Source organism: Kistimonas ophiarachnellae (assembly GCF_057552235.1).
Genome location: NZ_BAAJPA010000015.1, coordinates 25,713 through 50,967, shown reverse-complemented (window position 1 = coordinate 50,967; position 25,255 = coordinate 25,713). Strand labels below are relative to the sequence as shown.

The 25,255-nt window shown below is 52.0% G+C and carries 19 protein-coding genes and 2 tRNA genes; 9 read left to right on the top strand and 12 right to left on the bottom strand.

The annotated features are described in order from the left end of the window. Positions 1-242: 242 nt before the first annotated feature. The 3 genes from AC27K1_RS17655 to AC27K1_RS17645 all read right to left on the bottom strand — a co-directional run bounded on the left by AC27K1_RS17655 (position 243) and on the right by AC27K1_RS17645 (position 843). A tRNA-Phe gene (locus AC27K1_RS17655) sits at positions 243-318 on the bottom strand. Between the two features lie 60 nt (positions 319-378). Beyond that, positions 379-454 (bottom strand) — tRNA-Phe (locus AC27K1_RS17650). A 113-nt stretch (positions 455-567) separates the two neighbouring features. Beyond that, positions 568-843 (bottom strand): oxidative damage protection protein, encoded by a 276-nt coding sequence (locus AC27K1_RS17645; RefSeq protein ID WP_487152114.1) that lies wholly within the window; start codon positions 841-843, stop codon positions 568-570. Positions 844-1,120: 277 nt separating this feature from the next. Here AC27K1_RS17645 and AC27K1_RS17640 point away from each other — a divergent pair, with 277 nt between their 5' ends. Next, positions 1,121-1,729, top strand: a complete 609-nt coding sequence (locus AC27K1_RS17640; protein ID WP_487152113.1) for a hypothetical protein — start codon at positions 1,121-1,123, stop codon at positions 1,727-1,729. 163 nt (positions 1,730-1,892) lie between these two features. Here the strand turns inward: AC27K1_RS17640 and mutY are convergent, their stop codons facing one another. The 3 genes from mutY to AC27K1_RS17625 all read right to left on the bottom strand — a co-directional run bounded on the left by mutY (position 1,893) and on the right by AC27K1_RS17625 (position 6,328). Beyond that, a complete protein-coding gene (mutY, locus tag AC27K1_RS17635; protein ID WP_487152112.1) occupies positions 1,893-2,954 on the bottom strand; it encodes an A/G-specific adenine glycosylase in 1,062 nt (353 codons plus the stop codon). A gap of 168 nt (positions 2,955-3,122) precedes the next feature. Further along, positions 3,123-5,192, bottom strand: coding sequence for an AsmA family protein (locus AC27K1_RS17630; RefSeq protein WP_487152111.1), 2,070 nt, complete (start codon positions 5,190-5,192; stop codon positions 3,123-3,125). Further along, on the bottom strand, positions 5,189-6,328 hold the full coding sequence (locus tag AC27K1_RS17625; RefSeq protein WP_487152110.1) for an NAD(P)/FAD-dependent oxidoreductase: 1,140 nt from the start codon (positions 6,326-6,328) through the stop codon (positions 5,189-5,191). The genes AC27K1_RS17630 and AC27K1_RS17625 overlap by 4 nt, the downstream gene beginning before the upstream one ends. Before the next feature lie 176 nt (positions 6,329-6,504). Here AC27K1_RS17625 and AC27K1_RS17620 point away from each other — a divergent pair, with 176 nt between their 5' ends. After that, positions 6,505-7,422 carry a nucleoside-specific channel-forming Tsx family protein gene (locus AC27K1_RS17620; RefSeq protein WP_487152109.1) on the top strand — a complete coding sequence of 306 codons (918 nt, stop codon included), beginning with the start codon at positions 6,505-6,507 and terminating at the stop codon, positions 7,420-7,422. Here the strand turns inward: AC27K1_RS17620 and AC27K1_RS17615 are convergent. After that, positions 7,419-10,463 (bottom strand): hypothetical protein, encoded by a 3,045-nt coding sequence (locus AC27K1_RS17615; protein WP_487152108.1) that lies wholly within the window; start codon positions 10,461-10,463, stop codon positions 7,419-7,421. The two genes, AC27K1_RS17620 and AC27K1_RS17615, sit on opposite strands and share 4 nt — an antisense overlap. Before the next feature lie 187 nt (positions 10,464-10,650). Between AC27K1_RS17615 and AC27K1_RS17610 the strand changes: the two genes are divergently transcribed. Then, positions 10,651-10,905 (top strand): hypothetical protein, encoded by a 255-nt coding sequence (locus AC27K1_RS17610; RefSeq protein ID WP_487152107.1) that lies wholly within the window; start codon positions 10,651-10,653, stop codon positions 10,903-10,905. Positions 10,906-10,913: 8 nt separating this feature from the next. Here AC27K1_RS17610 and AC27K1_RS17605 read toward each other — a convergent pair whose 3' ends face one another. Further along, positions 10,914-11,318 carry an acetyl-CoA sensor PanZ family protein gene (locus AC27K1_RS17605; protein ID WP_487152106.1) on the bottom strand — a complete coding sequence of 135 codons (405 nt, stop codon included), beginning with the start codon at positions 11,316-11,318 and terminating at the stop codon, positions 10,914-10,916. Positions 11,319-11,538: 220 nt separating this feature from the next. Here AC27K1_RS17605 and hisB point away from each other — a divergent pair, with 220 nt between their 5' ends. The 5 genes from hisB (at position 11,539) to AC27K1_RS17580 (ending at position 16,988) form a co-directional block, all read left to right on the top strand. Next, positions 11,539-12,132: an imidazoleglycerol-phosphate dehydratase HisB gene (gene hisB / locus AC27K1_RS17600; protein ID WP_487152105.1), complete on the top strand. Its 594-nt coding sequence runs from the start codon at positions 11,539-11,541 to the stop codon at positions 12,130-12,132. 36 nt (positions 12,133-12,168) lie between these two features. After that, on the top strand, positions 12,169-12,807 hold the full coding sequence (gene hisH, locus AC27K1_RS17595; RefSeq protein ID WP_487152104.1) for an imidazole glycerol phosphate synthase subunit HisH: 639 nt from the start codon (positions 12,169-12,171) through the stop codon (positions 12,805-12,807). Between the two features lie 76 nt (positions 12,808-12,883). After that, entirely contained in the window at positions 12,884-13,645 is a 762-nt protein-coding gene (hisA, locus tag AC27K1_RS17590; protein WP_487152103.1) for a 1-(5-phosphoribosyl)-5-[(5-phosphoribosylamino)methylideneamino]imidazole-4-carboxamide isomerase, read from the top strand. A gap of 3 nt (positions 13,646-13,648) precedes the next feature. Further along, the gene (hisF, locus tag AC27K1_RS17585) at positions 13,649-14,422 is read left to right on the top strand and encodes an imidazole glycerol phosphate synthase subunit HisF (RefSeq protein WP_487152102.1); all 774 of its coding nucleotides are present in this window, start codon (positions 13,649-13,651) and stop codon (positions 14,420-14,422) included. Between the two features lie 397 nt (positions 14,423-14,819). Continuing rightward, positions 14,820-16,988, top strand: a complete 2,169-nt coding sequence (locus AC27K1_RS17580; RefSeq protein ID WP_487152101.1) for a hypothetical protein — start codon at positions 14,820-14,822, stop codon at positions 16,986-16,988. 46 nt (positions 16,989-17,034) lie between these two features. Here AC27K1_RS17580 and AC27K1_RS17575 read toward each other — a convergent pair whose 3' ends face one another. From AC27K1_RS17575 to AC27K1_RS17560, 4 genes are all read right to left on the bottom strand, one after another. Beyond that, complete coding sequence (locus AC27K1_RS17575) at positions 17,035-18,060, bottom strand: DUF6160 family protein (protein ID WP_487152100.1); 1,026 nt, start codon at positions 18,058-18,060, stop codon at positions 17,035-17,037. Positions 18,061-18,074: 14 nt separating this feature from the next. After that, positions 18,075-19,076, bottom strand: a complete 1,002-nt coding sequence (locus tag AC27K1_RS17570) for a hypothetical protein (RefSeq protein WP_487152099.1) — start codon at positions 19,074-19,076, stop codon at positions 18,075-18,077. A gap of 13 nt (positions 19,077-19,089) precedes the next feature. Beyond that, positions 19,090-20,139, bottom strand: a complete 1,050-nt coding sequence (locus AC27K1_RS17565; protein ID WP_487152098.1) for a hypothetical protein — start codon at positions 20,137-20,139, stop codon at positions 19,090-19,092. 139 nt (positions 20,140-20,278) lie between these two features. Further along, positions 20,279-21,631 carry a hypothetical protein gene (locus AC27K1_RS17560; RefSeq protein ID WP_487152097.1) on the bottom strand — a complete coding sequence of 451 codons (1,353 nt, stop codon included), beginning with the start codon at positions 21,629-21,631 and terminating at the stop codon, positions 20,279-20,281. Positions 21,632-22,176: 545 nt separating this feature from the next. Here AC27K1_RS17560 and AC27K1_RS17555 point away from each other — a divergent pair. Further along, positions 22,177-25,182 carry a hypothetical protein gene (locus AC27K1_RS17555; RefSeq protein WP_487152096.1) on the top strand — a complete coding sequence of 1,002 codons (3,006 nt, stop codon included), beginning with the start codon at positions 22,177-22,179 and terminating at the stop codon, positions 25,180-25,182. Positions 25,183-25,255 lie beyond the last annotated feature (73 nt).

Genomic DNA, 25,255 nt, shown 5'->3' with positions numbered 1-25,255 from the left:
TGTAAGCTGCTTTTATTGTGGTGGGCATTAGTGTGTAGCGTTGTGGATGGATTAGAAAGCACTGTCTCTGAGACGAGCAACGATTTCATAATAACGCTGAAAAGGAAAAGATGGGGATAGCATAACGCTGAAGGGAGAGCCCATAACCAATGCATCAATCGTAAATGGTCTGGTTGCATATTTCATACGTCCGTACAACAAAAAAAGCCCCGATGCTAATGAGTAACGGGGCTTTCCTGATATGGTGCCTAGGGGCGGAATCGAACCACCGACACGCGGATTTTCAATCCGCTGCTCTACCAACTGAGCTACCCAGGCACGACATTCGTGCACTTGATGATGTGCTTACCGCCAACGTACTTCATGGGAAGTGAAACATGGTGCCTAGGGGCGGAATCGAACCACCGACACGCGGATTTTCAATCCGCTGCTCTACCAACTGAGCTACCCAGGCATGGCGTGAATGCGGCGGTATTAAACTGTTTTACGTTCCGGGAGTCAACACCCCCGGCAGGATTTTTTGCAGGGATAAAATGCACAGCTGTGCACTTTATCCGCCCGAAGCGTTTAATCGTTCTTTTCCGGCACGTAGCCTTCGGCCATGTCGTAGTCGCTGCCGGCGAAGAATTTGTCCATCTGTTCGCCAAGGTACTTGCGTGTTTGCGGGTCGAGCAGGTTCAGGTGCTTCTCGTTGATCAGGCGGGTCTGATGCTGGGTCCACTGCGTCCAGGCTTCACGGGAGACATTCTCATAAATCCATTTGCCCTTTTCACCGGGGTAAGGGGGGATATCCAGTCCGGGGGCGTCTTTCTTGAGTTTTATGCAGTGTACGGTACGGCTCATGGTTGGGCTCCTGAGTTAACACTGGGCACAATCATAACGGTATTTGGCGGGAGGAGGGATATATCAAGATCGGTTAACTATGGGTAAGTGGTTCATTGTCAGCGTAAATGTCCATTTTTGTTAACTGTTACTAACACAAAACTGTGCGTACTTCGTTACTAAAATGGCGAAGTCCGCCTGTTTTAACGTGTTAAAAGGGGGGGGACCGGCACTATCGAAGAAACTATTTCCCTGTTGATATGTCAAAAAACGCAGAACACATGAACAAATTTCTTTGATGTTAAAAGATGATACCCATCTTGTTTTTGAGGTTAATACAACTATGCCCAGCACATGTTCTCTTTACCCCAACATTACAGGACACTTTACCAGTTCTCCTTATCTATCAGAATCTGGAGGCTATCCAGCGGATCCTCCTCCTTATACGGAAGAATATACAGATCCGCCTCCTCCTCCGTATTCACCTCCTCCGTACTCTCCTCGGGTTACTACGGTTCCAGGAAAGCCCGTCGTCCAGCAAACGAATACTCCCGGGCAGAATACTGGGGGGGATGTACCGCAGAAAAACCTGTTCATTCGTTTCATCGCCTGTGTATTTCTTCCGATTACTTTTATTGTTGGAACCGTGCTGGCTCCAATCGTGGCGATAACCAAAGCGCTCATTTGTTTCGTCAGGGCTGCTATAGCCTCAATAGTGTGTATATTTTGCGTTCCCTGCTATATGTTGCCGGCAATTTTGGCTCTTCCGATTGATATTGTAGGGGGAGCACTTTACGGCCTGTGTACGGGTGGTTATCGATTGGCGAGAGCTTCTGTTGAACCTGGATATAAACTCTCTGATAACGTTTACCCATATATTAATAAGAAGTATGAGGCGCATTTTTAGAGGCGCATAATAATTGGTCTGTCGCTTGTTGCCGTGTTGAAGTAAATGTGTGATGGATTTATGCCTATTGATTCAATATGCAATATTGTCGGGTTCTGAGCTGGATGAGTTGTGCAGGGAAGCCCTGTTTCAATGAAACAAGGCATCTTCTTTTTAGCCGAATCTATAAACTTTGCGCCAACTTACGTAATAGTTTTGTCACCGGTGCGGCGAGCCCGATAGTCCCGGGATTGTTAATCGCTGCCCAGCATCGCTGATCATTTCCCTGAAGAGCCTCTGTTTCCTCTGCTGTGAATGCTTTCACAGGAGTGATGTCCAGGTGGTAGTGGCTGAACGTATGGCGAAATGCTGTCCAGGTTTCAATGCCATACAGGGCCGTACCGGCGATCGCGGCAGCACTCTCATCCAGCGATGCATGGATTTCAATTTCAGGAAAGCTCCAAAGTCCTCCCCAAATGCCCTGTGACGGCCTTTTTTGCAGCAGTACTTCGCCTAAATGATTAACCACCATCAACATACGAACCTGACGCTCGGGGAGTGTTTTCTTTGGTTTTTTGCCCGGATAGGATGCCGTATCACCCATGGCGTGCGCCACGCAGCTTTCCTCTAGGGGGCAGAGGTGACAGGTGGGGCGGGTACGGGTACAGATCATTGCGCCCAGATCCATCATTGCCTGGGTGTATTGGGGAAGTCGTTCCCGGGGCGTATGTTGTTCTGCAATCTCCCAGAGTTTGTTGGCAACTGCGCTTTGTCCTGGCCAGCCATCAATGGCATGGTGTCGGGCCAGTACCCGCTTGACATTGCCGTCCAGGATGGGGGCGCGAATGCCCATACTGATACTGGCAATGGCGCCGGCTGTAGAGCGGCCGATGCCGGGTAACTCTGTCAGCAAGTCAATGGACCGGGGAAATTCACCGTTAAACCGCTCAACGACCTGACAGGCTGCCTTGTGGAGGTTTCTGGCACGGCTGTAGTAACCCAGGCCACTCCATAAGTGCAGGACATCATCCACTGGTGCCGCCGCCAGTGCATGGACATCCGGAAACCGTTCCATAAAGGTTTCGAAGTATGGGATGACGGTTTTCACCTGGGTCTGCTGGAGCATGATTTCACTGATCCAGACCCGGTACGGAGTGATATTTTGCTGCCAGGGCAGGTGCTTGCGACCATGCTGGTCATACCACTCAAGCACTCGCTGGCTGAAACTGCCGGAAGTTTGGCTCATCAATTGCGTATTCAAGGTGAATGTTGTTTATCTCGATATTGTTATCGTTGGACACTATGCGCTTGTCCTGCCTGATATAACAGTCGGGGTATTACCTGTTCAATGTGTGCCCATCCACAGCAAAAGCTGTGGATGGATGTGGATAACTTTTGTTGTTTGTAACTGATTCTATTTAAATAGATTTTTCAGTTTATCCCCAAGTTCTTCACCCAGTTGGTCACCGAGTTTTTCCCGGAGTTTGTTGTCCAGCTTTTGTTGCAGCTTCCCTTTCAATTCCCGTTCAGCCACCGTTGCAGCCAGTTCGGCCAGACGTTGTTCATCAATACCGCACAGGTCGCTGCCGCCAAGTTTACCGCTGCAACGTACCGGCCAGGAGAGATCGGCATATTTTTCATTGATGCGACAGGCAGGCTCATCTTCTTCGGCTGTACTGCCAGTGACCGTGACGCCCATGGTGTAATCAAGGCCCTGGTCGACCAGGCTGATGGTACCGCCGCCGCAGAGATTGATCTGGTCCATGGCGGCACAGAGGTTATTGTTGGTAGCTACACCGTTGCTGATATTGAACGTACCTTTGAGTGAGGTAAACCGGGTTTCATCAGGCCAGTCGTCCTTGGACATGGTTTTGTGCCGTATTCTGGCGATACCGCTGCAGACTGTCTTGTTCAGGTTGATACCGTTGATGGCGCCGTTATCCACATAAAACTCAACGACGCCGTTTAGGTGTCTGATCAGCTCGGCATCAGTCAGGCCACTGGTCAGCAGGCGAATGCTGGCATTGGCTTTGCCGCTGACAGCCTGCATGTCTGGTATCGCAGCAGACAGGGCATGGAGATCAATGTCCTGTATCATACTGTTTGCCGATACTTGCGGGGTGCCATTGACATCAATCCTGGCTTTGCCATCAATAACCCCGTCATAGAAACCGGCATTCAGTTTGCTGATCGACAGCACGCCATTATTGGCCTTAATGGCCAGTGTCGGTTTGTCAAAACGGAACCCCTTGGCTGTCAGGCCTGAGAGCGACAGCTTTCCATCAAGATTTAGAGGCTTCAGCAATTCAACGGGAATGACTGGCACATTCACAGATGCTTTTGTCGGAGGCTGGTTCTGTTTGGTCGCTTTACCATCATCGGTTTTTGGTGGTGTTTGAGGTGTCACCGGCAGGTAATCATCCAGTACCAGGTCAGACCCCTTGAGGGTAAAGCGCAGGGCATTGCTTTTGATGTCCGAAATGGCCAGTTTTCCATTCAGGTCAAAGTTATCCAACACCAGTTTGAGATCCTGGAGACTGGCGCGGTTATCGGCTGCGTTCACATTAGCGGTAAGACTGACATTGGTCAGGGCCTTGTTGTTGCCCATTTCGGGCAGGGGAAGCTCCAGCTGCTGCAGGAAACGTTTCAGGTTGACTGGCTGAAGTGTGATGTTTCCATCCAGCTGGCTATCGGTACCCTGAAGTGTGGCGATAATGGTCAGTTTAACCGGTTCTGCCTGTTTTTCCGGGATGATGGTCAGGTTCAGTTGATCAGCCTTGAATGCGCGTTTTTTCAAATCCAGAATCAAGCCGGCTTCCAGGGCGACAGCCGCGTGCAATGGAGGTTCGCTGCTTTCCAGTGAAAACCCTGCATCCAGGTTAAAGGGTTTGCCTGCTTCAATCGCATCGGTGTGCAGATGGGCGTAATGGATCGCCAGTGATTGGCCGGTCTGTTTATCCTGATAATTCAGGTTGATCTGGCTGATATCAATGCTGGCAATGTTGAGGCTCAGTGACTCTGCTGATGTCGTTGATGTTGAGGGCTGGGACTGGTCGGGCTTACTGGAAATATCAGTCGCGCCGGCGTTTTTCTCCTGATTGTCCCAGTTAGGGTTTCCCTGGGCATCGCGCTCAAGGTTCAGGGTTAATCCTTCCAGTACCAGTGCCTGCATATCAACGTGCCGATGAAGGATGAGTGGCATCACGGCGATGTGGATATCTGCCTGTTTGAGCGTCGCGAGCGGTTTATTATGGATGTCGTCAACCTGGATATCCTCCACACTCAAACCCAGCCGTGGAAAGAGCGACCAACTGATCGGGCCGTTGAGATGTAAATCGTAACCGGTGTTTTCAGAGACTGCAGAGCGAAGCTGCTCCCGGTAATCATCCGGGTTAATGACGACGGGTAACAGAACCGCAGCAAGAATGATGAGTACGATCAGGCTGACAAGAATGCCTGTCAGCCACTTGAACAGTGTCTTCATTGCAAGTGTTCCCTGGGACCGTGTCCCTCTAACAGTGATTCAACATACCCGGCCAGTGCCAGGGAGGCGGTGAGTCCCGGTGACTCAATGCCGAAAAGATTGATCAGCCCCGGTAGTCCGTGAGTTTGATGGCCCTGGATGACAAAATCCCGGGACGTTTCCCCGGCCTGCTGCAGTTTAGGGCGTATGCCGCTGTAGTCCGGTTGCAGTGCGCCATCTGGCAGATCAGGCCAGTAGCGGCGTATGGCAGCATACCAGCTTTCCGGAGCCTCGGCAGGCATACGGTAATCGACCGTATCGATATAGGCTGTGTCGGGTCCGAAGCGGGTATTGCCCGCCAGATCTATCGTGGCATGAATACCAAGACCCGTGGTGTTCTGCTCTGGTACAGGATAAACGAGGTGGCGAAAGAGCTGACGGCTGCCTTGCAGAGAACAATAGTGTCCCTTGCAGTAATAGAGCGGAGGCACTGACGTTTTGCCGGTTAAATCTGCTGCAATCTGTTGGGCGCCAAGTCCGGCAGCATTGATCAGGGAACGACTTTGAAACTGGTAAGTTTCACCATTGGTAACGGCGGTCACGAGAAAGCCATCTTGCATACGGTTGCAGGACACTGAAAGAACGCGGGTGCCCGTAACCAGCTCGGCCTCATTCTGTGTGGCTTGCAGTAACAGGGTTTGCATATAGGTATGACTGTCGATGATCCCTGTTGAGGGAGAGAAGAGCGCGGCTATACCGGTGACTGCCGGTTCCTTTTCCTTCAGTTCTTCCTGAGATAACCACTGAAGATCCCTGACACCACTGGCTGTTGCCTGGGAATAAATGTGTTCCAGCTGCCGGATCTCTTCTGTTGCATTAGCAACAATCAATTTACCGGTACGGCGGAAGGGAATGCTGTGCTGTTCACAATAGTCATAGAGCAGCGCTTTGCCGCGTACACAAAGAGAAGCCTTAAGCGATCCTGAAGGATAGTAGATACCGGCGTGGATCACCTCACTGTTACGGCTGCTGGTTTCTTCACCGAACTGGTCATGCTGTTCCAGCACAAATACGGACCTGCCCGGGCGAGCCAGTTGCCTGGCAATGGCAAGGCCGATTACACCCGCGCCGATAATAACGGTGTCAACTTTCTCCATGATGTTGTTTTAAACGGTTATCCATAATTTCCCGGTTATGATCCTAACACCTGGTTCCATTTGTTGCAGGGTATTTACCTGCTGTTCTGATGGTTCCTGTCTACACTCAAGGGCACTCCTGAAATTGTCTCGAACCTTACATCCTCTCGCCCTGTTTTTCTTTCTGGAGAAGTCCCGTGTGCAAAGTTGATGGTTTGTGTATTTTCCGCCGACTGGCCGGAGTCTGCCTGTTATTGGGAATGGCCTGCGCCGTTCAGGCCGAAGATTATTCACAGGATACCCGGAAGGATGACCACCTGTGGATGAACTGGCACCTGTACCGGGGCATTGACCAGCGCGGTGGTCCCTTCAAGTTTGATGATACCTACTTTGAAATTGAATTCGGCGGTCGTTCCGGGATCGTGGGCCTCTACGGTTACGTGGATTTCCTGGACATTCTCGGCAGCTCCCACAGCGACAAGAACAAGGCCGATAATTTTTTCGCCAAGATAGCGCCCCGGTTGTCGATGGACGGCCTGTTCCAGACTGACCTGGCGGTCGGGCCGTTCCGGGAGTGGTACCTGTCGTTCACCCTGAACATGATGGACGGGGACAAGTATGAGTTTGATTCCGAAGAACCTGACAAAGTGGTTGGCCATAATGGCGGCGGTCAGAACCTCTGGGTCGGGATAGGAACGGATCTCATGGTTCCCTGGCTGGGCAAAACCGGTGTTGATTTCTACAAACGGTATATTTACGACAATTACGGGGCGTCCAATGAGCGTTCATGGGATGGTTACGTGTTACACGCCAACTGGTTCAAGCCTCTGAAAATGCTTGGTGACGACCAGATGATTGTTTTCCAGGGCTATTTTGACTGGGAGTTCGACAGCAAAATGCCGAAGAATGAGAATGCCTTTGAAAAAGCCTACCGCACGGATGACTCCTTTCAGGCTTACCTGGGCCTCTGGTATCACGATAAACATTGGGGAGCAGGCTATGGCGCCAAGCTCTATCACCACATGACCCAGTGGAAGAATGGTGAAGTGCTTGATGGTAAGAAAACCGATTCCAACGGTGTTGGGCACTACTTCAATGTGTTCTATCGATTCTAGGAACCAATAGCGTTGCGAAGGCTGGCGACAGAACGGGTCCAGGGATTCAGTTTGTTCGCCAGTTCCCGCATACCAGGTTTCTGCAATGCCCTTTGTGCTGCCCGGCTATTGGGATACTGTCCCTGAACTAACACATACCAGTCACGGTCATTACGACGGAAGCGGACGGTGACAGCATCATTCAATTCCGGGTAGCGGTATTGCAGGTCTGCCAGGACATCCGGCTTGTTGGCTGCCAGCCACTGGATAGTGTAGGTGCCGTCAGGTGCCTGCATAAGACGTTGGATTGAGTCATCCATGGGAATGCTCATGTGTGAGTACACTGCCTGGGGCAGGGGACGACTGTTGCGGATGCTGGCCATGGGGCGTGTGACCGGGCGCAGGTCATTGGCCAGCATAGCCATGCGCGGTTGGCGCAGGGCGTCCATGGCGCTCAGATTATCACGATATCGACCTTGTACCAGGGCATAGCTGCTGCCGCCATGGCGGGGAATTTCGATCGCTTCCGCACCGGAAAGCTGGGGATAACGCGCCTGGATCTCACGGATTTCACCCGCTGTCCGGGCGATCGCCCACTGAATGGTGTAGTCCCCCTGGGGTAAGGCTGCAGGAGCTTGTCCTACGTCGGGTGTTGTACGCGTCGTATTTGGCATGACCAGATCCAGCTTGTGGATGCCGGCCAGGGATCGCGTCCATGGATTCAGTGCACGGGCGATGTGTTTCCAGGGTTCCTGGTTTAGTAACTGGCTGGCGCTGTGTTTATTCGGGTATATGCCGGTCAGGAGAATATGCCATGTTTGGCCCTGCCTGCGGAAACGGACAACACTCGCATCCTGCAATGCAGGGAAGCGTTGCTGCAGACGCATGATTTTGGCTGGCTGAGTGGTGGCAAGCCATTGGATCGTCAGATGGTTTCTGGGGGCCTTGAGGAATTGATCCAGTGTTGCAGGTTTGGTTGGCGTCGACTGCCGGTTGAAACTGACCGGTTGCACTGCGCCGCCACTATAGGAATTGGAAGCATAAGCGTTGTGCGTCGATGGCTGGGTAGTGGTTCGGCTATTACCCGTGAAACGGTTGTAGGCATCATCTGTTGATTGCCTGTAGCGATCATTAGCCGGTTGTTGCGGCGCACTGGACTGATAGGGCGACCGTATCGGATCCGGTTCAGCGGTTTTCTGCCGGAAACGTTCAATCGAGTTAACAGGCGTTGAGGGTTGTTCCGGTTTTCTTTTGCTTTCCGGTGCAGGCTGCTTTGCCTCAGGAGCACTGGAGGCCAGCTTGAAAATATCATTGGGTGATATCGGCGGTGGCCGGTTGAACTGCTTCATCCGCGAATAAGCACTATCGGGCTTCTGCCTGGGAATATCCTCTGCCGCTGCCTGGGGCCATGATGGCTCAGTACTGTATTTGGGCAGTGACGGCGCCAGCCGTTCATCAGCCCGGTAGCGATAAGGTTGTTGTGCTATCTGTTGTTGAACGTTTTGCCGGGGAGCTGGCGCCTGGCGGGGCGCAGGCGCGTAAGTTGCTACTGGCTGTCCTGACAGTGACCAGCTCGTCTGTCCATTGGGTACAGCATGGTTTGGCTGCGCCTGCATGGATGGCCGGTAGTTTCCTGCAGACTGTGGTGGTGCCAACGTCGAGCTTACACCGCTTTTATAACTGTAATGAGGCTGTTGAGGTTGCTGTTCGCCAATCCCCGGAACATTAACGTTTCTTGGATCGCTGCGGCGCTGTGGTGCAGACGCCAAAGGATGTTCTGCCTTCGGAGGAAGGGTGTTATGGGGCGCATAACGCCAGCGGTCAGGTGGCATGTCCATGCCGTAGGGCATACGGCGTTGAGGTTGACTCGCAACGCTGGGCCTCACGGCACGTGCTTCACGTTCCGCAGGTGTCACTTCGACATCAGGCAGTGGTGGCAGCGGTTGGGATATTGTCCTGGCCGTTGCATATGCAGGTGCTGATGCGGGCTCTGGCATGGGTTCCGGTGTCGGGACATATCCCTGGGGAACCGGTGGCTGACCGGTAGCTTGCCTGACTAACAGTTGTCCGCCAACGCCGATGGGCTTGGGAGGTGATACCGGTTGAGGCTGTGCAACTGGCACGGGTTGTGGTGCAGGTTGTGCGGATTGGGCCTGCTGCTGTGTCAGTTGTTTCGCGACAGTGTAGGGGTTTCTGACAATCGGTGCAGATTGCACCATGCCAGGTGGCAACAGGGAGTCCGGAGACGTGATCGTCTTTTGCGGAAACGCCGGGCCGGGTTGCAGACCGGAAAGAATGCCTGATGTTTTGACCTCTTCATCCCGTACGGACAAGGCCAGCTCATGGCTGTGGTCATCAGATTCTGTCAGTGAGGAGCGGGCTGTTGCCTTATCCAGCCACTGATCCGCCGATAAATCCTGTTCGCCGGATTTGGCGGCCTGCTTCTGTTCTTCGTAGGTTTCCCGTGAGTTGTCGACAAGATTGTGCAACAACCGGGTATCGTCCAGGTGGCTGACGGCTTCAGGTTCTTCAGCCTCTTTCCAGGATGAACGCTTCTTGGCTCGCTTCAGCCACTGGGACAGTAGAATGGAATTCTGAACTTCTTCTTCCGAGATGTCGCCCGCTGACGGTGCGGGCAGATCCGGCTCTGGCACCAGGTTCTGGTCTTCGGGCCAGGAGGAGGCGGTGGTTAACCGATCTACCCAATCCTGCTCAGCGAGACTGCGCATGGGATGTTCTTCGTATTTTTTCAGCGCGAGAATCTTTTCTGTCGGATCGACTGCCGGATGCCGTGGATTGGTTTCTTTCAGTGTCAGGTTGGCGAGTGAATTGGCAATCTCTGACCGGAGTTCCTTCACTTCCGCCAATGTCAGGGTATAGGGCTGCCCGGGGCCTGGGCTGCAGCGCCAGTCCTCATTGATGGTGGACATACACTGCCAGGCGGCGGTGTAGCCAACGGGGGATGACAGGGCTAAAACAGGCGAGACGTATCCACTGCCGCCTACGGCAGCCACCACACTGATGCTCAGCAGTGTTGGTAACGGGAACGTGCGTCCTTTCATTGTGTTATTCCGGTGTCGACTCTTTTAAGTTATCTGATTAGTGGGTGATTGCAAGCCCGCACCAGCCCGGCTGTGATGGTGCTTCGGGCGTGTTATGCACAGGAAATAACAAAAACCACTTTATATGCAGTGTTTTTCTTATCGCACACTATGCTTGCCTGGTTTGTAAAAATTTGAGGCTGGGTAGATGGCGTATGGTGAATTGCAGTTGAAAGGACGTGCACTGACGTCCGAACTGGTAAAGCTGATGGTAACCCTGTCATCAGAACTTGAAGCTGCGCCAGCTTCCAGGGAGTTGTTTCATATTACTGAAGAACTTCATTATCAGACGTTGAAGCTGGAGCGTCTGGCGCGAGAGACGTTAACGCTCAGTGATGTTACTGGACGCTCCTGTCGCCAGGCCCACGATGAAAACCTGGATGAAATCATGGGCTGCTGGTAAATGACTATTTAAAGCTGTGCCTTTAACCAGGCTGGCAGTTCGGATGATTGCAGCTTTGTGGGTATTGCACAGTGCAGTGCATGGTTTTGTTCGTCGGCTATCTGGTGCAGTACGTCCATGATCCGTTTTCCCACACCACGGTTACGCGTTACTTTTCGAACGCATAAGTAGCTGGCAGTCAGGGTGCGTGTGTTTTCTGTAACGGTGACAGCACCAAGCAGTCGATCATTAAATCGTGCCCCATACAATCGTGTATTGGCATCCGGGCGCAGAGTCGCGAGTAAGTCCGCAGTGTCATCCAGATTGCAGGATTCTGGTAACAGTCCGTCAGGTGCATCCTGGTAAATCTTCTGCAGGTCATTCAGGTCGCTGGGGGTGGGTTGTGCCGGGAGGACTTCGAGCAGAATAGGCATGAGGACAGTACCTGGAAACACGATGTATGAAATGAGAGAGAAATAATACGGCCAGCACAGCTGATCGCAAGTCTGCATTGACGACAAGGAATTCGTGTCACGCCCTGCGCAAGACTATATAATGCCCCCACCAGAATAACTCAAACGCCCCAGAGGCCTGTTGCTGATGGCTGTTTTTTACCGTAACAGCCAGCGACAGTTATCCCAAACGGAGCAGATTATGGCTGACCGCAAGGCCACCGTTGAGCGCAATACGCTTGAAACCCGCATCCGGGCAGAAATCAACCTGGATGGAGACGGGCAGGCTGCTTTCGATACCGGTATTCCCTTCCTTGAACATATGCTCGACCAGATTGCCCGGCATGGTCTGATTGACCTCAATGTCCGGTGCGAGGGCGATACGCATATTGATGACCACCATTCTGTCGAAGATATCGGCATCACCCTTGGGCAGGCTTTTGCCAGGGCGGTAGGCGATAAGAAAGGCATCAATCGTTATGGCCATGCTTATGTGCCATTGGATGAAGCGCTGTCCCGCGTAGTGATTGATTTCTCCGGTCGTCCCGGCCTGGAATTTAACGTGGACTATACCCGCGCCATGGTCGGTGGTTTTGATGTGGACCTGTTCCGTGAATTCTTCCAGGGCTTCGTTAACCACGCCCAGGTCACGCTGCATGTGGACAACCTGCGTGGCATGAATACCCATCACCAGATTGAGACGGTCTTCAAGGCGTTCGGTCGCGCCCTGCGTATGGCTCTGACTGCAGACCCGCGCATGGCGGACCAGATGCCGTCGACCAAAGGCTGCCTGTAATCCCGTGCAGGGCAATCGATTATCAATGGAGAACGCATGAAGACAGTAGCGGTCATTGATTATGGCATGGGTAACCTGCACTCGGCGGCCAAGGCGCTGGAGCATGTAGCGCCGGATGGCATGCGGGTGGAAGTCACCGCATCACCGGATGTGATTCTGGAAGCCGACCGGGTGGTGCTGCCCGGTGTCGGCGCCATTCGTGATTGTATGGCGGAAATTCGCCGGCAGGGTGTCGACAAACTGGTGCAGCAAGTGGTCCAGAACCGACCATTGCTGGGTATCTGCGTCGGCATGCAGGTATTACTTGAGCACAGCGAAGAAAATGGCGGCGTAGAGGGCATTGGCCTGGTACCGGGCAATGTAAAGTTCTTCGGTCGTGATCTTCAGGAAAACGGTGAGAAGCTCAAAGTGCCTCACATGGGCTGGAGCCAGGTGCGTCAGACATTGGACCATCCACTCTGGTCCGGTATAGAAGATGACAGTCGTTTCTACTTTGTCCACAGCTATTATGTCACGGCAGATAATGCGGGCGATGTAGCCGGTCATTGCCATTACGGTCTGAACTTTGATGCGGTACTGGCACGGAATAACCTGTTTGCCGTCCAGTTCCATCCGGAAAAGAGTGCAGACGACGGGCTTACCCTGCTGGGAAATTTCCTGCGCTGGAATCCGTAAGCCTGAATGAAGATGCGTTTTGCAACGCTGTGTTGTTGAGATACCAAAAGAAGTATCAGGGAGTTAATCACGTTCCATGCTTATCATACCTGCGATAGACCTCAAGGACGGCGCCTGTGTTCGCCTGCGTCAGGGACTGATGGACGATTCCACCGTATTCTCCGATGATCCTGTCTCCATGGCGCAACGCTGGGTTGAGGCGGGTTGCCGGCGGCTGCACCTGGTGGACCTTAATGGCGCCTTTGCCGGTGAGCCGGTTAATGGCGACGTGGTGCGTGCGATTGCAGCCCGTTATCCGGAGCTGCCCATCCAGATTGGCGGCGGCATCCGTACACTGGATACCATTGAGGCTTACCTGAAAGCGGGTGTCAGCTACGTGATCATTGGTACAAAGGCTGTCCGTGAACCCGCGTTTGTGGCGGAAGCCTGCAAGGCGTTCCCCGGTCATATCATTGTTGGTCTGGATGCCAAAGATGGTTGGGTAGCAACCGACGGCTGGGCGGAAGTTTCGGATATCAATGTCATCGACCTGGCTCGCCAGTTTGAAGGCGACGGTGTCTCCAGCATTGTTTATACCGATATCGCCCGTGACGGCATGATGCAGGGCGTCAATGTGGAAGCGACGCTGCGTCTGGCGCAGAGTGTGAATATTCCGGTTGTGGCCTCTGGTGGTATCACGAATATGGATGACATCCGTGCCCTGAAAGCGGTTGCTGATCAGGGCATTCTGGGCGCTATTACCGGTCGCGCGATTTATGAAGGTACGCTGGATGTAGCGCAAGCGCAGGCTTTCTGTGACCAGCCTGATAAGAGCTGTGTTCAGACAGCGGGAGAGTAAGTCATGGGTTTGGCCAAGCGAATCATTCCCTGTCTGGATGTGGATAACGGTCGTGTCGTCAAAGGCGTCCAGTTTGTGGATATCCGTGATGCCGGCGACCCCGTAGAAGTCGCCCGTCGCTACAACGAGCAGGGTGCCGACGAGATTACGTTTCTGGATATTACCGCCAGCCACGAAGGCCGTGACACCACGGTGCATACGGTGGAGCGGATGGCCAGCGAGGTCTTCATTCCGCTGACCGTTGGCGGGGGAATCCGTGAATTGGAAGATATTCGCACCATGCTCAACGCGGGAGCGGATAAAGTCAGTATTAACACGGCTGCTGTGTTTAATCCGGATTTTGTTCGCGCGGCATCCGACAAATTTGGCGCTCAGTGCATTGTCGTAGCCATTGATGCCAAGAAGGTCAGTCAGCCTGGAGAGCCTGATCGCTGGGAAATTTTTACCCATGGTGGCCGTAAGCCCACCGGTCTGGATGCGGTGGAATGGGCCAGAAAGATGGAAGCCTTTGGCGCCGGTGAAATCCTGCTGACCAGCATGGATCAGGACGGCGTCAAAAATGGTTATGACCTCGGTGTCACCCGGGCAATCAGTGACGCGCTTACCATTCCTGTTATCGCTTCAGGTGGAGCCGGCACACTGGATCATCTCGTAGACGGAATCAGGGAAGGACGTGCGGATGCGGTACTGGCCGCCAGCATCTTCCACTTCGGACAGCACACGATTCCACAAGCCAAGCAGTACATGGCCTCGCAGGGCATTGAAATGCGGCTGTAAGCCGATAACTGTTTGCTTCGGGGCCATCAGGCCCCGGCGCTTTGCTCCTCCGCCACCTCTCCTTTCTGAATTTTCCTTTTATGCAGACAGGTCGGACGAAGACCTTACGGTGTTTCTGTCTGCCTCAAGTGTCAATCGCTCAACAGGCCAGTGTTACCGATGGTCAGGATAAACAGTCTTGCAAGTATTGATAATGAACTTGTCGTCTGGAGTACGGGTCATAATCTGGCAGATTGAAAGTTCCCGGTCGATGAAAGCACCGGCATTGAAAACTGCGATACACATCACTCGACAAAAATCAGGTCCAGACTGAGTGAAACAATGGCTGTGATCTGCTGGTGATGAAATCCTGATGTGACGGTGATCGTCATTCCATTACAGGGAGTTCACAATCCAAATGATCAGATTCAAGGCATTCCCGGCACTGCTAAACCGTACGCTGGCGCAGGTGCAGGGGAAAATACGTCAGCCAGTAACCACTCAGTTTATTTCCCCACGTTACCTGGGCATGACTACGGTGCGGTATGCGGATAACGATAACACGCTGGCAAAACGGAATATTTCCCTGAAACCGGTATCGCTGGGATCGATCGGTCATCTGTTTGTGCCGGATTACCTGGAAAAAAGCATCAATGACGCACAGGACAACATGTACAGCGCTCTGGTCAGGCGCCCGATGCCGGAAGAGGCTCTCTATAGTTTCGATTACAAGGATGAACTGGAAAAGGTGCTGGAATCCTATGCAACGGGCATGGGGCTGCCTGAGCCTTCGGAATTAATTGCCGCGATCCGCAAGGATATCAGTCTGATAGAACATTATTCCGCTTCGAGTCAGAAGCGCGCGACGTACTTTTTTCACAACAACCAGCAGTTGCATAAAAGAATTGGAATGATGGTGCCTGATTATCACCACTGGTCCTACATCGGTGCAGGCTACCCCTGCTTACTGGATGACGCAACAGCGATCCCTTTCCTGGTTTTCAAACTCAGCGTCAGCCTTGCGGCGATCATGCATAACAAGCGGCGTGACGTTATCTTCTACGGCAACAAGGACAAGCTTTATGGTGACTTTTTGCTGGCAGAGCCTTTTTTTCGCGCCTTTTGCCGTGAAATTCGGGAAAACGACCGGTCTGCGCAATATTATCTGCAGGGCAGCAGGGCGAATCTGCCGTCGACTTACAAAACACTATCCGGAGAAGTTAAGAATTGCAGCCTGTTCAATAACAAATTAAGGGCGCTGGCTGTCAGCGTGCTCTACTGGGAAAAAAAAGCGCATCATGCCCAACTTGCAGACGACATCATCAATCGTAATACAGAAAAAATAAAAGCCCTCTGGACAGGTATGATATTGGGCTCCATGTTCAGGGCGATCCCGAATCCGGCGCTGGCTAATGGTACTTGTCTCCCGCCAGACGCCTTACCTGCGTCAACGGTATCTGGACGGCATGTCGGCTATAAAACCGCTGGAAAGGGAGGCGTGAGGCCCGAGACTGTAAGAATACCTAGCGGAATGTTCAAACTGGGTAACGAATTCAAATGGTATTTCACGGGCAGCAGGAATGACTTTGACAGGTTACTCGTGCACTGGGAAAACGCCCTGAAAGAACAGTCGCATCAACTGTCTGACATCCATTTCACCAGGGGGCCTGAAATTACTATTAGCGAGGGGCAAAGAATTTTCAAAAGAATGTACATATCCGGTTTTGTTTTTGACCTGTGTCTGCGCGAGAGCGATGGTCTCCTGGAACTGACCCATCCTCCCTATCTGCCAGATCAGCATTTGACGGTTTTTGGTGAAAAACTGACCGTTTATCAATGCCTGGACAGATTCGTCTTTTCCCCGGTAAATGCATTGCCCATGAAGGGACATTCATGGAACCTGCACCTTGATGCCAGTCTGGTACTTTCCAACGATCCGGTGCAGTTATACAGGTTGTTTGTTGATGTCGATAACCAGTCATGGATGCCAAAGCTGTACAGGACGGACAGGTTAAACAACCAGCCGTCATACTTTCTCTACCTGTCGCAGAAAGTGAATGAATGGGAAGAAAGCCTGGACCTGGATACGATTCAACAGGTTTTGGAGGGCTGTAATGTGTTAATCCGGAACGGTCACGAGTACCAGCCCATGGAAGACACGGACGCCTTGTGCCGGTTTGTACAGGATGACTTTCCCCTGGCGTCCAAAAGGACGACTTACCAGCCGCTGAAACGGAATGCGTTGGGTTTGAACCATATGGATATCGACAGGAGTGACCTGTCCGGAGAGGTGACCGGCAAGCTGCCGCCGATTCCTGAGCCTTACCATGCTGTTCAATTTTGTATGTTGCCCTGTCCGAAAGATGGCATGGAAGTGGTGCTTTTCATCAACCAGACAATTGCCTGGGTCAATACGCTGAGGAAGGAGCATAGGGAACGCAAGCCCATCCCGCCGCTGACGCTCCGGCAGCCGAATGATGTCGGCTATCCGGATAATGGGGAGGTTATTGCGTTATCCCACAGGTTTTTAGAGCGCATCGGGCTGGATGTAGAGACGTATGGGCAGTTGAGCCGGTTGAAGGGATAGTGTGTCCAGATGCCTTTAATCCGGAAACTAAAGGCATGGCAGTAATTCAGTCTGCAAAGAGGTAAGTGGTGCCGGTCATGGTAAAGTTGCCGCTGAAACCATAACCGAGCAGGAAACTGTTCGTTGGAGGCGGTGTCCGGGGGATTTTTGTTAATTGGTCGAACAGGTTGATATCCAGTCTTTCATCACGACCCGCCGTATCATTGAAATTGTTGCCACATTCGGAGCGTCCGGAGCAGCCTATTTCATAGCCATACTTGTCGAGTACCCAGAGATAGGCATCTGCAGAGAACGTAGAATCCAGAAAAATGTTGACCACCGCGTCGGCGGGGTCGCTGATAGTTAACCGCAGGGTCGCCTTTTCGTTGACATCCTGGATAGCGTTGTAAGTACAGCCACCTGTCCAGGTGGCTTGCTGGTAGCAACCCAAAGAGCCGTTGCTGCCAAAATTGCCATCCCAGCGCCTGCCGTTGTTATTGATGGAACCGTTAGTGGTGCCGCTGCCAATATTGACATTGTCGGAAAGGACACCCTTGTTAACGGTAACGGTAAAGAAATCGTTCTTCATGTGTCCCCTGGGCCTTGGCGGATTATCATCGCAGGTGCCGACAATGGCACCGCCGGCACAGTTATGCACACTGGGGACAATGATCACTTCGCCGGTGTAGGCGTAATTGGTGGGAATGGCGGTCAGGGGCGCTGCCGGCGTCACGGTTTTATCCGCGCTGGCATACAGGCCTTCCATCCCGATATTCCGGACCTCCAGGGTCAGGTCATGGCCGATGGCGATGGCGTCCTTATCACTGCCGGCCAGATTGACCACGTCGACGGTCAGCCCCTGAAGGGTGTAATCCATCGATACCTGGTTGGCGACCAGGTAGCCGTCATTCAGGGCGCCGGCCGGCTCAACGGTCATGGTGTCGATGGTGGTGGTCATGTCCTGGTTCAGGGTCAGGCCGGCCTGACCGCTGACATCCGACAGGTGGTCATCCGCGATCTCTTTCATCGCCCCCAGGCCCGGCAGGGCGACCAGCGACGCGCAGACCGCCAGCAAGGGTAAAATACGTTTCATCCGTTTTCTCCCCCTCAGTAGCTCAGGTCATGGGTGGTGATTTCCAGCGCCTGGATTTCCAGCCCCTGGACATCCACCACGTTGCCCACTTCCGGCTGGAACGCGTACTGCGGCACGCCATTGACATAACCGGTGATCGGCTGGTTCGCCAGGGCAAGGGACTGGATCTCGATACTGCCGATGGTGCCCCGGTATTCAGTGGCGGTGTAACGGTTTCCGGTTTCAGGGTTGGTATACAGTTTGTCGGCGATCTCCTGGGTCAGCGGCGCCACTTCAAGCTGGAGATTATTGGTGATGACAGACTGCAATTCGTCACTGCCTTCCGGCAGGTAAAAGGACTCCGACGCCACGGTCCTGACATACATGGGCTGATATTTTGAACCCATGACCAGGTTCTTGATAACAACGCCCTGGATCTTCAGCGGACTGGCGCTCGGGTCGGCCTCGTAGCCGCCAATGTTGAGGCTGTCCGCTGACATGCTGACCGTGCTGGCCATGCACAGGCCGTTGTCGTCAGCCCACATTTCCAGGTCGTTTTGCTGGAACTCAAAGCTTTCCAGCTCCATGCGGGCGAAAAACTCCGGTGTGGTGCTGAAGGTTTTGTTGATTCCGTCAATCGCGGTGTAATAGCCGTCGTAACGGATATCCAGCGGGTCGCTGCTGGCGGGCATGCTGAGGATGGCCACGTCGGCGCGGGAGCCGTCCGGCATCACCTGTTCAACCACATCGAACGTCATCGGGTCATCCACGCTGCCCAGGTTGGCGCCTTCGGTGTAGCCTGTGCCCGCTTTATAGATTTTCAGGTTTTTCAGCGTGGCGACATTGAAGTCATTCAGTTTGATTGCCAGCTGCCCGTCGTTGCCGGACTCGCTGGAAGCAAAGGAAAAGTCTTCCATCATCAACGCCATGCCGGCGCCGTTGATGTCCGAGAGGTCGGCGTCATCGACCGGCTGAAGGTCCGCCAGCGCGGGAGCGGCCGCGACGGCGGACAGCAGGGCAATCCACAGGTTGTTCATGGCCGGGCTCCTGTTACTCAAAATAGTTTTCCGCCCAGCCGGCATCGACCAGCTCCTGGTAGAGCGGATGGCCTTCCCAGTAGTTGGCAGGGTGCTTGTACTTGGCGGTGGCGCCGTTGATACCATCTGCCATGTTCAGCCAGAAACCCGGCATGGCCGTTGGGGCGGTGATACCGGTGGCCAGTTCCGGGTAGTCAATGGCCCGGCTGTTGATGGAGACGAACATGTCCTTGGCGTCGGTGACCAGCAATGACTCCACGGGACGCAACTGGGCTTCCGGCGAAAGATCCTTCAGGCTCAGGCCAAGAATCGTGGCATCGTCATTATTGATGTAGCCAGGGGTGCGGACACCGGCGAAGTCGAGTTTCACATCCGTGGTGAGGTTGGCCAGTCCCTGAACGGTAACCGCCACGTTGGGATTGATATTGCCGCTGATGACATCAATGGTGTTGCCCATCACGCCGCTGGCCTTGCCGTAACCGAAACGCAGGCCCACCATGTTGCCGTCGTTGTCGAAGGCGAACTCGTAATAGGGGTCGTCCATGATAAACGGCACCAGGTTGCCGTTGGAATCCACGAAACCAAAGCTCAGGTTCCTGAGCGCGACATCGGCATCGGTGACTTTTTCAAATCCTGCCGCGAGCTCACTAAACTGGTAATCCCTGTCACCGTTGACGAGGCCGGGCCATTTGAAGGTGCCGTCTACACCGCCACAGGTTTCGGTGGTGCAGGCCCATTCATTGCTGGTGTCGTTACACAGGCGGCCGCCATCGACGCAGCTGCCAGCCGCCGGGTCGGGCCGGTAGTACTGCCCCAGTTTGACCGACTCGATGTTGCCATTCATCTTCATCGTGGCGCCGAGGGTGATGCGGGTGAAATCCAGGGTGCCGCCCGATGACTGGGGAACATCGTTGAAATCTTCCATCTTGATCAGGGCCTGGCCAACCGTGTCGGCGAGTTCCTCATCAAACAGGGGCGTTAGCTGGGCTGTCACGACGGGCGATAACAGCAGGGACAGGCTCGCCATCAGTCCGGCGAGGGACATTCGGAAAAAGCGGCGCATGGAGACATCCTGTTTTTATTATTTTTTATTGTTTTTGTACTAACGTTCCGATTATGCCGCCTTGTCAGCCCATGTAAAGGGGGTGTCCGAAATTAACCGGTACTAATGTTCCATTTTTGGGGCGCTGGGGAAGCTGAGCTTAATGATCAGCTTCCTGCACTTCCTTTTTATCCAGCAGGTTGGCGCATTGCTGCACGATCAGATTTTCCACGTTCTCATCCACACCTGTGACCTGCCAGATATCTTCGCCATGGGAACTCTCTTCAGTGGTGACACCGGCTGTCTGAATCATTGTCTGATCCACAAGCAGCTGCTCATCATCGTCCAGGCTGGCGAGAAGCAGCGCTTTACTGGCGGCGGAATCCGCCAGCGCGGGGTGGGTATCGCCAGGCGTCAGGGGCGCGGCGATGGTGATGCCCGTACCACTTTCAAGACGCGCCACGGCATGTTCAGGCTGGTGGGCCAGCAGGGTGCGAATCAGCAGGGCGCAACAGACGGCGTTAAACGCATAATCGCTGTTGTCTGCTTCGTGGAAGCGGATGAACGCATTACCTTCCGCGGAATAGGTAAGCTGGCCGCCGTAGAGTTGCGCCGCCCGGGCGACCAGCGGAATCTGCTGGCGAATCAGCCGATGCAACTCCATGGCCGGCAAACACTGACGCAGCTTTCCGAAGTTCCTGAACCGGACGACCAGCAGGGCTGTTTCACCCAACGCTTCCGGTGGCAATGGCGCCAGTGCGGGTACCGGATGACTGACCTGTTCATTCGATTTTTCCGGTTGCGGAGCGGGTACTGCACCACGGGTGATCAGTAACTCCAGTTGTTTGACCAGGCGTCGTGGCTCGTCTTTAACACTGTCATCACAGGCCTGTTCGCCATCGCACAGCCCTTCCAGCTGGTGGATAGCCCGTTGCATGAGCCGGGTTCGGTTACGGCTGTAGTTCACAATCAGCACGGCGCCTGTTATCAGCAGCAGGACGGTAAGCGCCAGGATAATGATGGTGGCATCGGTTGCAGGTTCGGTCAGCCGCTCCTCATCCAGTTGAATGCGTACATAACCGGCAATGACTTCCTGATAATTGATCGGTTCGGAATAGGTGATGTAGCGATCATTCAGATCAACATCATCCTTCTCCGCAATCGCCAGGCGGTTGTTGTCGATGCTGTAGATGGCCGCCCGCGCCACATAAGGTTTATTGACCAGGTCATTGAGCAGCACGGTCAGGCTGAGCCGGTCACCGGTGACCAGCATGTCGGTGGCGAAACGGGCAGTCTGCTGCGCCAGTGCGGTGCCAAGCAGCTCGGCATGATGACGGCTGGCGCTGTTGATCTCCCGGGTCGCCACGGTGGTGAACAGGGTCAGGCTGGTTAGCACCAGTACCATGAACAGGGTGATCAGCTGTTGGCCCAGGGTCAGCCCGGACAGGCTGACCACCTGGCGGAAACGGCGCCTGATACGGGAAAACATTGAAGAATCGCTGGTTTGACTCACGGAGGTCTGCGCTTGTTACGGATTAACTGTTAATACTGTCGGTGTCTGCGGGCGTTGTGCAAACACTATTTCCTTCAGGAGAACATTCATTCCACTTATATTGAGGCGATTTTGCCTGATGACCGGCGATTTTGCATGTAAAAGCGTCTGCCGGGGGGGTCGGGTTGACGGTGCATATTCATCCCGGGCCAGGTACAGGGCCATTTTCCCGGAGGGCATTGTGTAGACCGGCACATTTTCCTGAATGCCTGTTGCCGGGAATGACAATGGTGTATCAATAACCGAACAAAAGCATGTGAGCTGTTTGTTTGTCGTTTGCGCTCTGCCGTATAGTTACGATGTTTATTCATCTGAATATTCTTATTGATCATTTCAGGGTTGCAGGATTGATTGTTGCAGTAATGTAAGAGTCACTATCCAAAAATGATACTGTCATAAATGTTAGATACAGGAAGGGTGTCCGGTAAATTAACCGATGATATTGAATCCGGTGACGCGCTTTTATGGCATACGGATTAATGAAATTTCGGTTGCTGGAGGTAAATATGGAAACATCTGGATCATCACCCGGTTCATCTCAAGGAATGGCGGCGCCACTGCGAGGTAGAGGTAGCGTTAGAGGCAGAGGCAGAGGCAGAGGCAGAGGCAGAGGCAGAGGCAGAGGCAGAGGCAGAGGCAGAGGCAGAGGCAGAGGAGTAGAGGCAACAGTAAAAAAGCAGGAAGCAACAATAACATCGGATACAAAAAAGAGCGGACAATCAGGTGCAAGCGGAACAGTGATGCATTTTCGATCTGTGACTCTTCAGGAAATCGCTAACCGTTTATATATGACGCCTGATTCAATCAAGTCGATAAGCTCTATGAAAGATAGCTCGTATAAAATACTCAGTGATAATGAGCTTGAAAGAATAACTGATTTTTGTTGGGAGCAACTCGATGAAATATCGACGCGTGTAAAATCTGAATATAAAGTGTTCGATCGTATTGAAAATAGAATAGGCTTTTTATGTACGGCTAAAGGTTATGCAGTTTACCCCAAAGAAGTTAGTGGGAGGAAACAGGGTTTAGCAGAATCATCAATATCTAGACAGGAAGAAGAAATTATTAAAATGTATGGTGGTACAATGAAAAAAATGCTTTTAGATATTGAGATGTATTTAAGGATAATGGAATGTTATTACGTGAATTGTTATTTTGGTGGTGTGTCATCCAGTTTTTCAGAAAAAGAAGCTGATGTGAAATCCCATTACAGAGCGCAATTAGATAAGGGCGGGCGTAGTAAAAAACTTGCGGAATTGGATATGGCCATTTATGGTTTTACTGAAAAAAAACTTGGCGAAAAAATTGATTTTAAGCAGAGTTTAAAAAAACATTTTTTATCGTCTTTCAATATCTACTCTTCGGTAAAAAATTATCTTGATAAGGCTTTTCAGGCAATACAAGAGCAAATAAAAAGTGAGGCAGGTGATAGAAAGAAACAGTTTATGCATCAGCAATACCTTAGAGACATGTTATACGTATTAAGATACGGTTATTGTTCTTATGCCGTAAAACAACTAAGTGGTCAGTCAGGGAAATTAGAATCAGTAGCTATAGCTGGTCAGTTAACCATGATACTGTTTACCCGGCTGCTGGATCACGATGATATAGATGTTTTTGTTGATGAGTCTAAGCGCTACATGCGAGATGTTAAAATAAAGTCCATGTTAATGTTATGGATAGATATGTTTGACCTGAATGAGGATTCGTTCAATTTAGGTCAGGATTTTACCGGAAGAATGATAACCTGTTGTCTTTGTGATCAGCATGAAAAATTTTCCCATGCATTGGACAATATTAACCTGCTTTCATTTGCCTCGGAAAAACAGATAAGTTTATTAGATCAGACCGGTATAACACTGGCTAACCTGACCCGGTTTTACGGAAAATCATCAGGCTGTTATTCAGACGACATAAAACGATGTCATGATTTTAATGACATACTGAAAACCATGACTAAATGGTTTGAAAAGATATTGACAGTGAGTGACGTTTCCTCGGAAATCCTTGGGAAAGTAAAAAGTCTCATCAAAGATAATTCTGATAACCTTAAATATCTTGAAGACTCCCTTAAAGAATTTACTTGTCAGGAAAACAATAAATTATATTTTGGTTTTAATTTGGATCAACAGGATGTTTATGATATTCAAAATAGTATAATGCGCAGCATACGGCAGGAACGAAAACACACGGAAATTGAAGGGCAAAAAAGCAAGGGACAAAAAGGTAAAGGAAAAAAAGGAAAAAAAGGAAGAAAAGGTAAAGGTAAAGGACAAGATCATGGAAACAGCGCTTCTGTATCGGGCAGACATGGGCATTCATGGTCTGAGAGAGAAACAGGCGGTAATATTAAGTCACAAACGCCTGCTTCTGTTGCCATGGGTGAAGTTCTGCATCCAGTTATCGATAATGCCGTCAGTATGTTTGTTGATGGCTTGAAGAGAAATCAAGAGATCGTACCCCTCGTTGATAAAATAAAAGCAGAACTGGAAATTGTTAACAAAGAGAATGTTCCTGTTTTTGGTTATCAATCCCGTTATGCCCTGATGGATCTTATACTGTGCTGGATGAACATGTCGCTTGATAAATGTTGTTCCCCTTCTTCCATGTCAACGATTGAAAAGGCGAAGGATTTTCTGATTGCAGCAAATGATTGTCTTGAAAAAACGGATGATCAGGAGTTCCTGAAAACAATAATCAGGTTTGGTGAACTCCACGATACATTAAATGATGTTTTACCGATGTTGGAGCTTGCCAGACAATCATTTGATAATTATTGCAGCGACAAAGGTATTCCGGAAAGACAAGAGATTTCCGATCATATAGCGTCGACCACTCAAACAGTTAATGACAAGATCGTGATGTTCAGGGAATCATGCAGCGAGTTAAAAATATTGTACAAGAAAAGGGGCGAAATCATTCGATTAAGGAAACTCGGTGAAACGGCTACCTACTCAAAGGAAAAAGAAAAGCAGCTTGAGAAGCTCCAGCGTATCATGGATTTGTTTGAAACAGCGTTGGTGGATGATGAGTGGCTGCAAGATAGTGAAGCGCTCCCTGTTCACCGGGAAACGGCGCCAGCTGTCACGGCGGTCAACACTATGCCATTGCCGACATTCATCTTAAACCAGCTGTCCCGCGCATTGCCGGGACAACAGTTACCCTTTGTCGCACATGCCGCCGAAGACGAGGCTGTGGCTGCCTGGTGCGGGCCGCTCACACAAGGTCATCCGTCAGAAGCGTTGGCGGTGCAACTGGGGCAGACGCTGGTACTGAAAGACGGTGAAAAATCTTATATCGTGCAGCCCGAGCAAAGCCTGCAGCAAGCGAGAGGCGCATATCCACGACATGCGGTTCAGCTGACCATTCAATGGCCAGATGACGTACCGTCGCCACCAGAGGGTCCTCCCCCTGCCAGACTGTATTCACAGGTGTTAGCGCAGGCCGCTGCTGAACCGACATCCCGGCAAACCGGTACAGGTCAGACACATTCCGCTTCGAGCCGTCGATGAAGGGTAAGAATGCCGGCGCGAACACATAACAAACGACAAAGTAGGAATAGTAACCGGTCGTGTTGAAGGAGTC

Excerpts from the sequence above, each read along its gene's own strand:
- AC27K1_RS17645 (WP_487152114.1), bottom strand. The coding sequence starts at position 843 with ATGAGCCGTACCGTACACTGCATAAAACTCAAGAAAGACGCCCCCGGA.
- AC27K1_RS17640 (WP_487152113.1), top strand. The coding sequence starts at position 1,121 with ATGTTAAAAGATGATACCCATCTTGTTTTTGAGGTTAATACAACTATG.
- mutY (WP_487152112.1), bottom strand. The coding sequence starts at position 2,954 with ATGAGCCAAACTTCCGGCAGTTTCAGCCAGCGAGTGCTTGAGTGGTAT.
- AC27K1_RS17630 (WP_487152111.1), bottom strand. The coding sequence starts at position 5,192 with ATGAAGACACTGTTCAAGTGGCTGACAGGCATTCTTGTCAGCCTGATC.
- AC27K1_RS17625 (WP_487152110.1), bottom strand. The coding sequence starts at position 6,328 with ATGGAGAAAGTTGACACCGTTATTATCGGCGCGGGTGTAATCGGCCTT.
- AC27K1_RS17615 (WP_487152108.1), bottom strand. The coding sequence starts at position 10,463 with ATGAAAGGACGCACGTTCCCGTTACCAACACTGCTGAGCATCAGTGTG.
- AC27K1_RS17610 (WP_487152107.1), top strand. The coding sequence starts at position 10,651 with ATGGCGTATGGTGAATTGCAGTTGAAAGGACGTGCACTGACGTCCGAA.
- AC27K1_RS17605 (WP_487152106.1), bottom strand. The coding sequence starts at position 11,318 with ATGCCTATTCTGCTCGAAGTCCTCCCGGCACAACCCACCCCCAGCGAC.
- hisB (WP_487152105.1), top strand. The coding sequence starts at position 11,539 with ATGGCTGACCGCAAGGCCACCGTTGAGCGCAATACGCTTGAAACCCGC.
- hisH (WP_487152104.1), top strand. The coding sequence starts at position 12,169 with ATGAAGACAGTAGCGGTCATTGATTATGGCATGGGTAACCTGCACTCG.
- hisA (WP_487152103.1), top strand. The coding sequence starts at position 12,884 with ATGCTTATCATACCTGCGATAGACCTCAAGGACGGCGCCTGTGTTCGC.
- hisF (WP_487152102.1), top strand. The coding sequence starts at position 13,649 with ATGGGTTTGGCCAAGCGAATCATTCCCTGTCTGGATGTGGATAACGGT.
- AC27K1_RS17580 (WP_487152101.1), top strand. The coding sequence starts at position 14,820 with ATGATCAGATTCAAGGCATTCCCGGCACTGCTAAACCGTACGCTGGCG.
- AC27K1_RS17575 (WP_487152100.1), bottom strand. The coding sequence starts at position 18,060 with ATGAAACGTATTTTACCCTTGCTGGCGGTCTGCGCGTCGCTGGTCGCC.
- AC27K1_RS17570 (WP_487152099.1), bottom strand. The coding sequence starts at position 19,076 with ATGAACAACCTGTGGATTGCCCTGCTGTCCGCCGTCGCGGCCGCTCCC.
- AC27K1_RS17565 (WP_487152098.1), bottom strand. The coding sequence starts at position 20,139 with ATGCGCCGCTTTTTCCGAATGTCCCTCGCCGGACTGATGGCGAGCCTG.
- AC27K1_RS17555 (WP_487152096.1), top strand. The coding sequence starts at position 22,177 with ATGGAAACATCTGGATCATCACCCGGTTCATCTCAAGGAATGGCGGCG.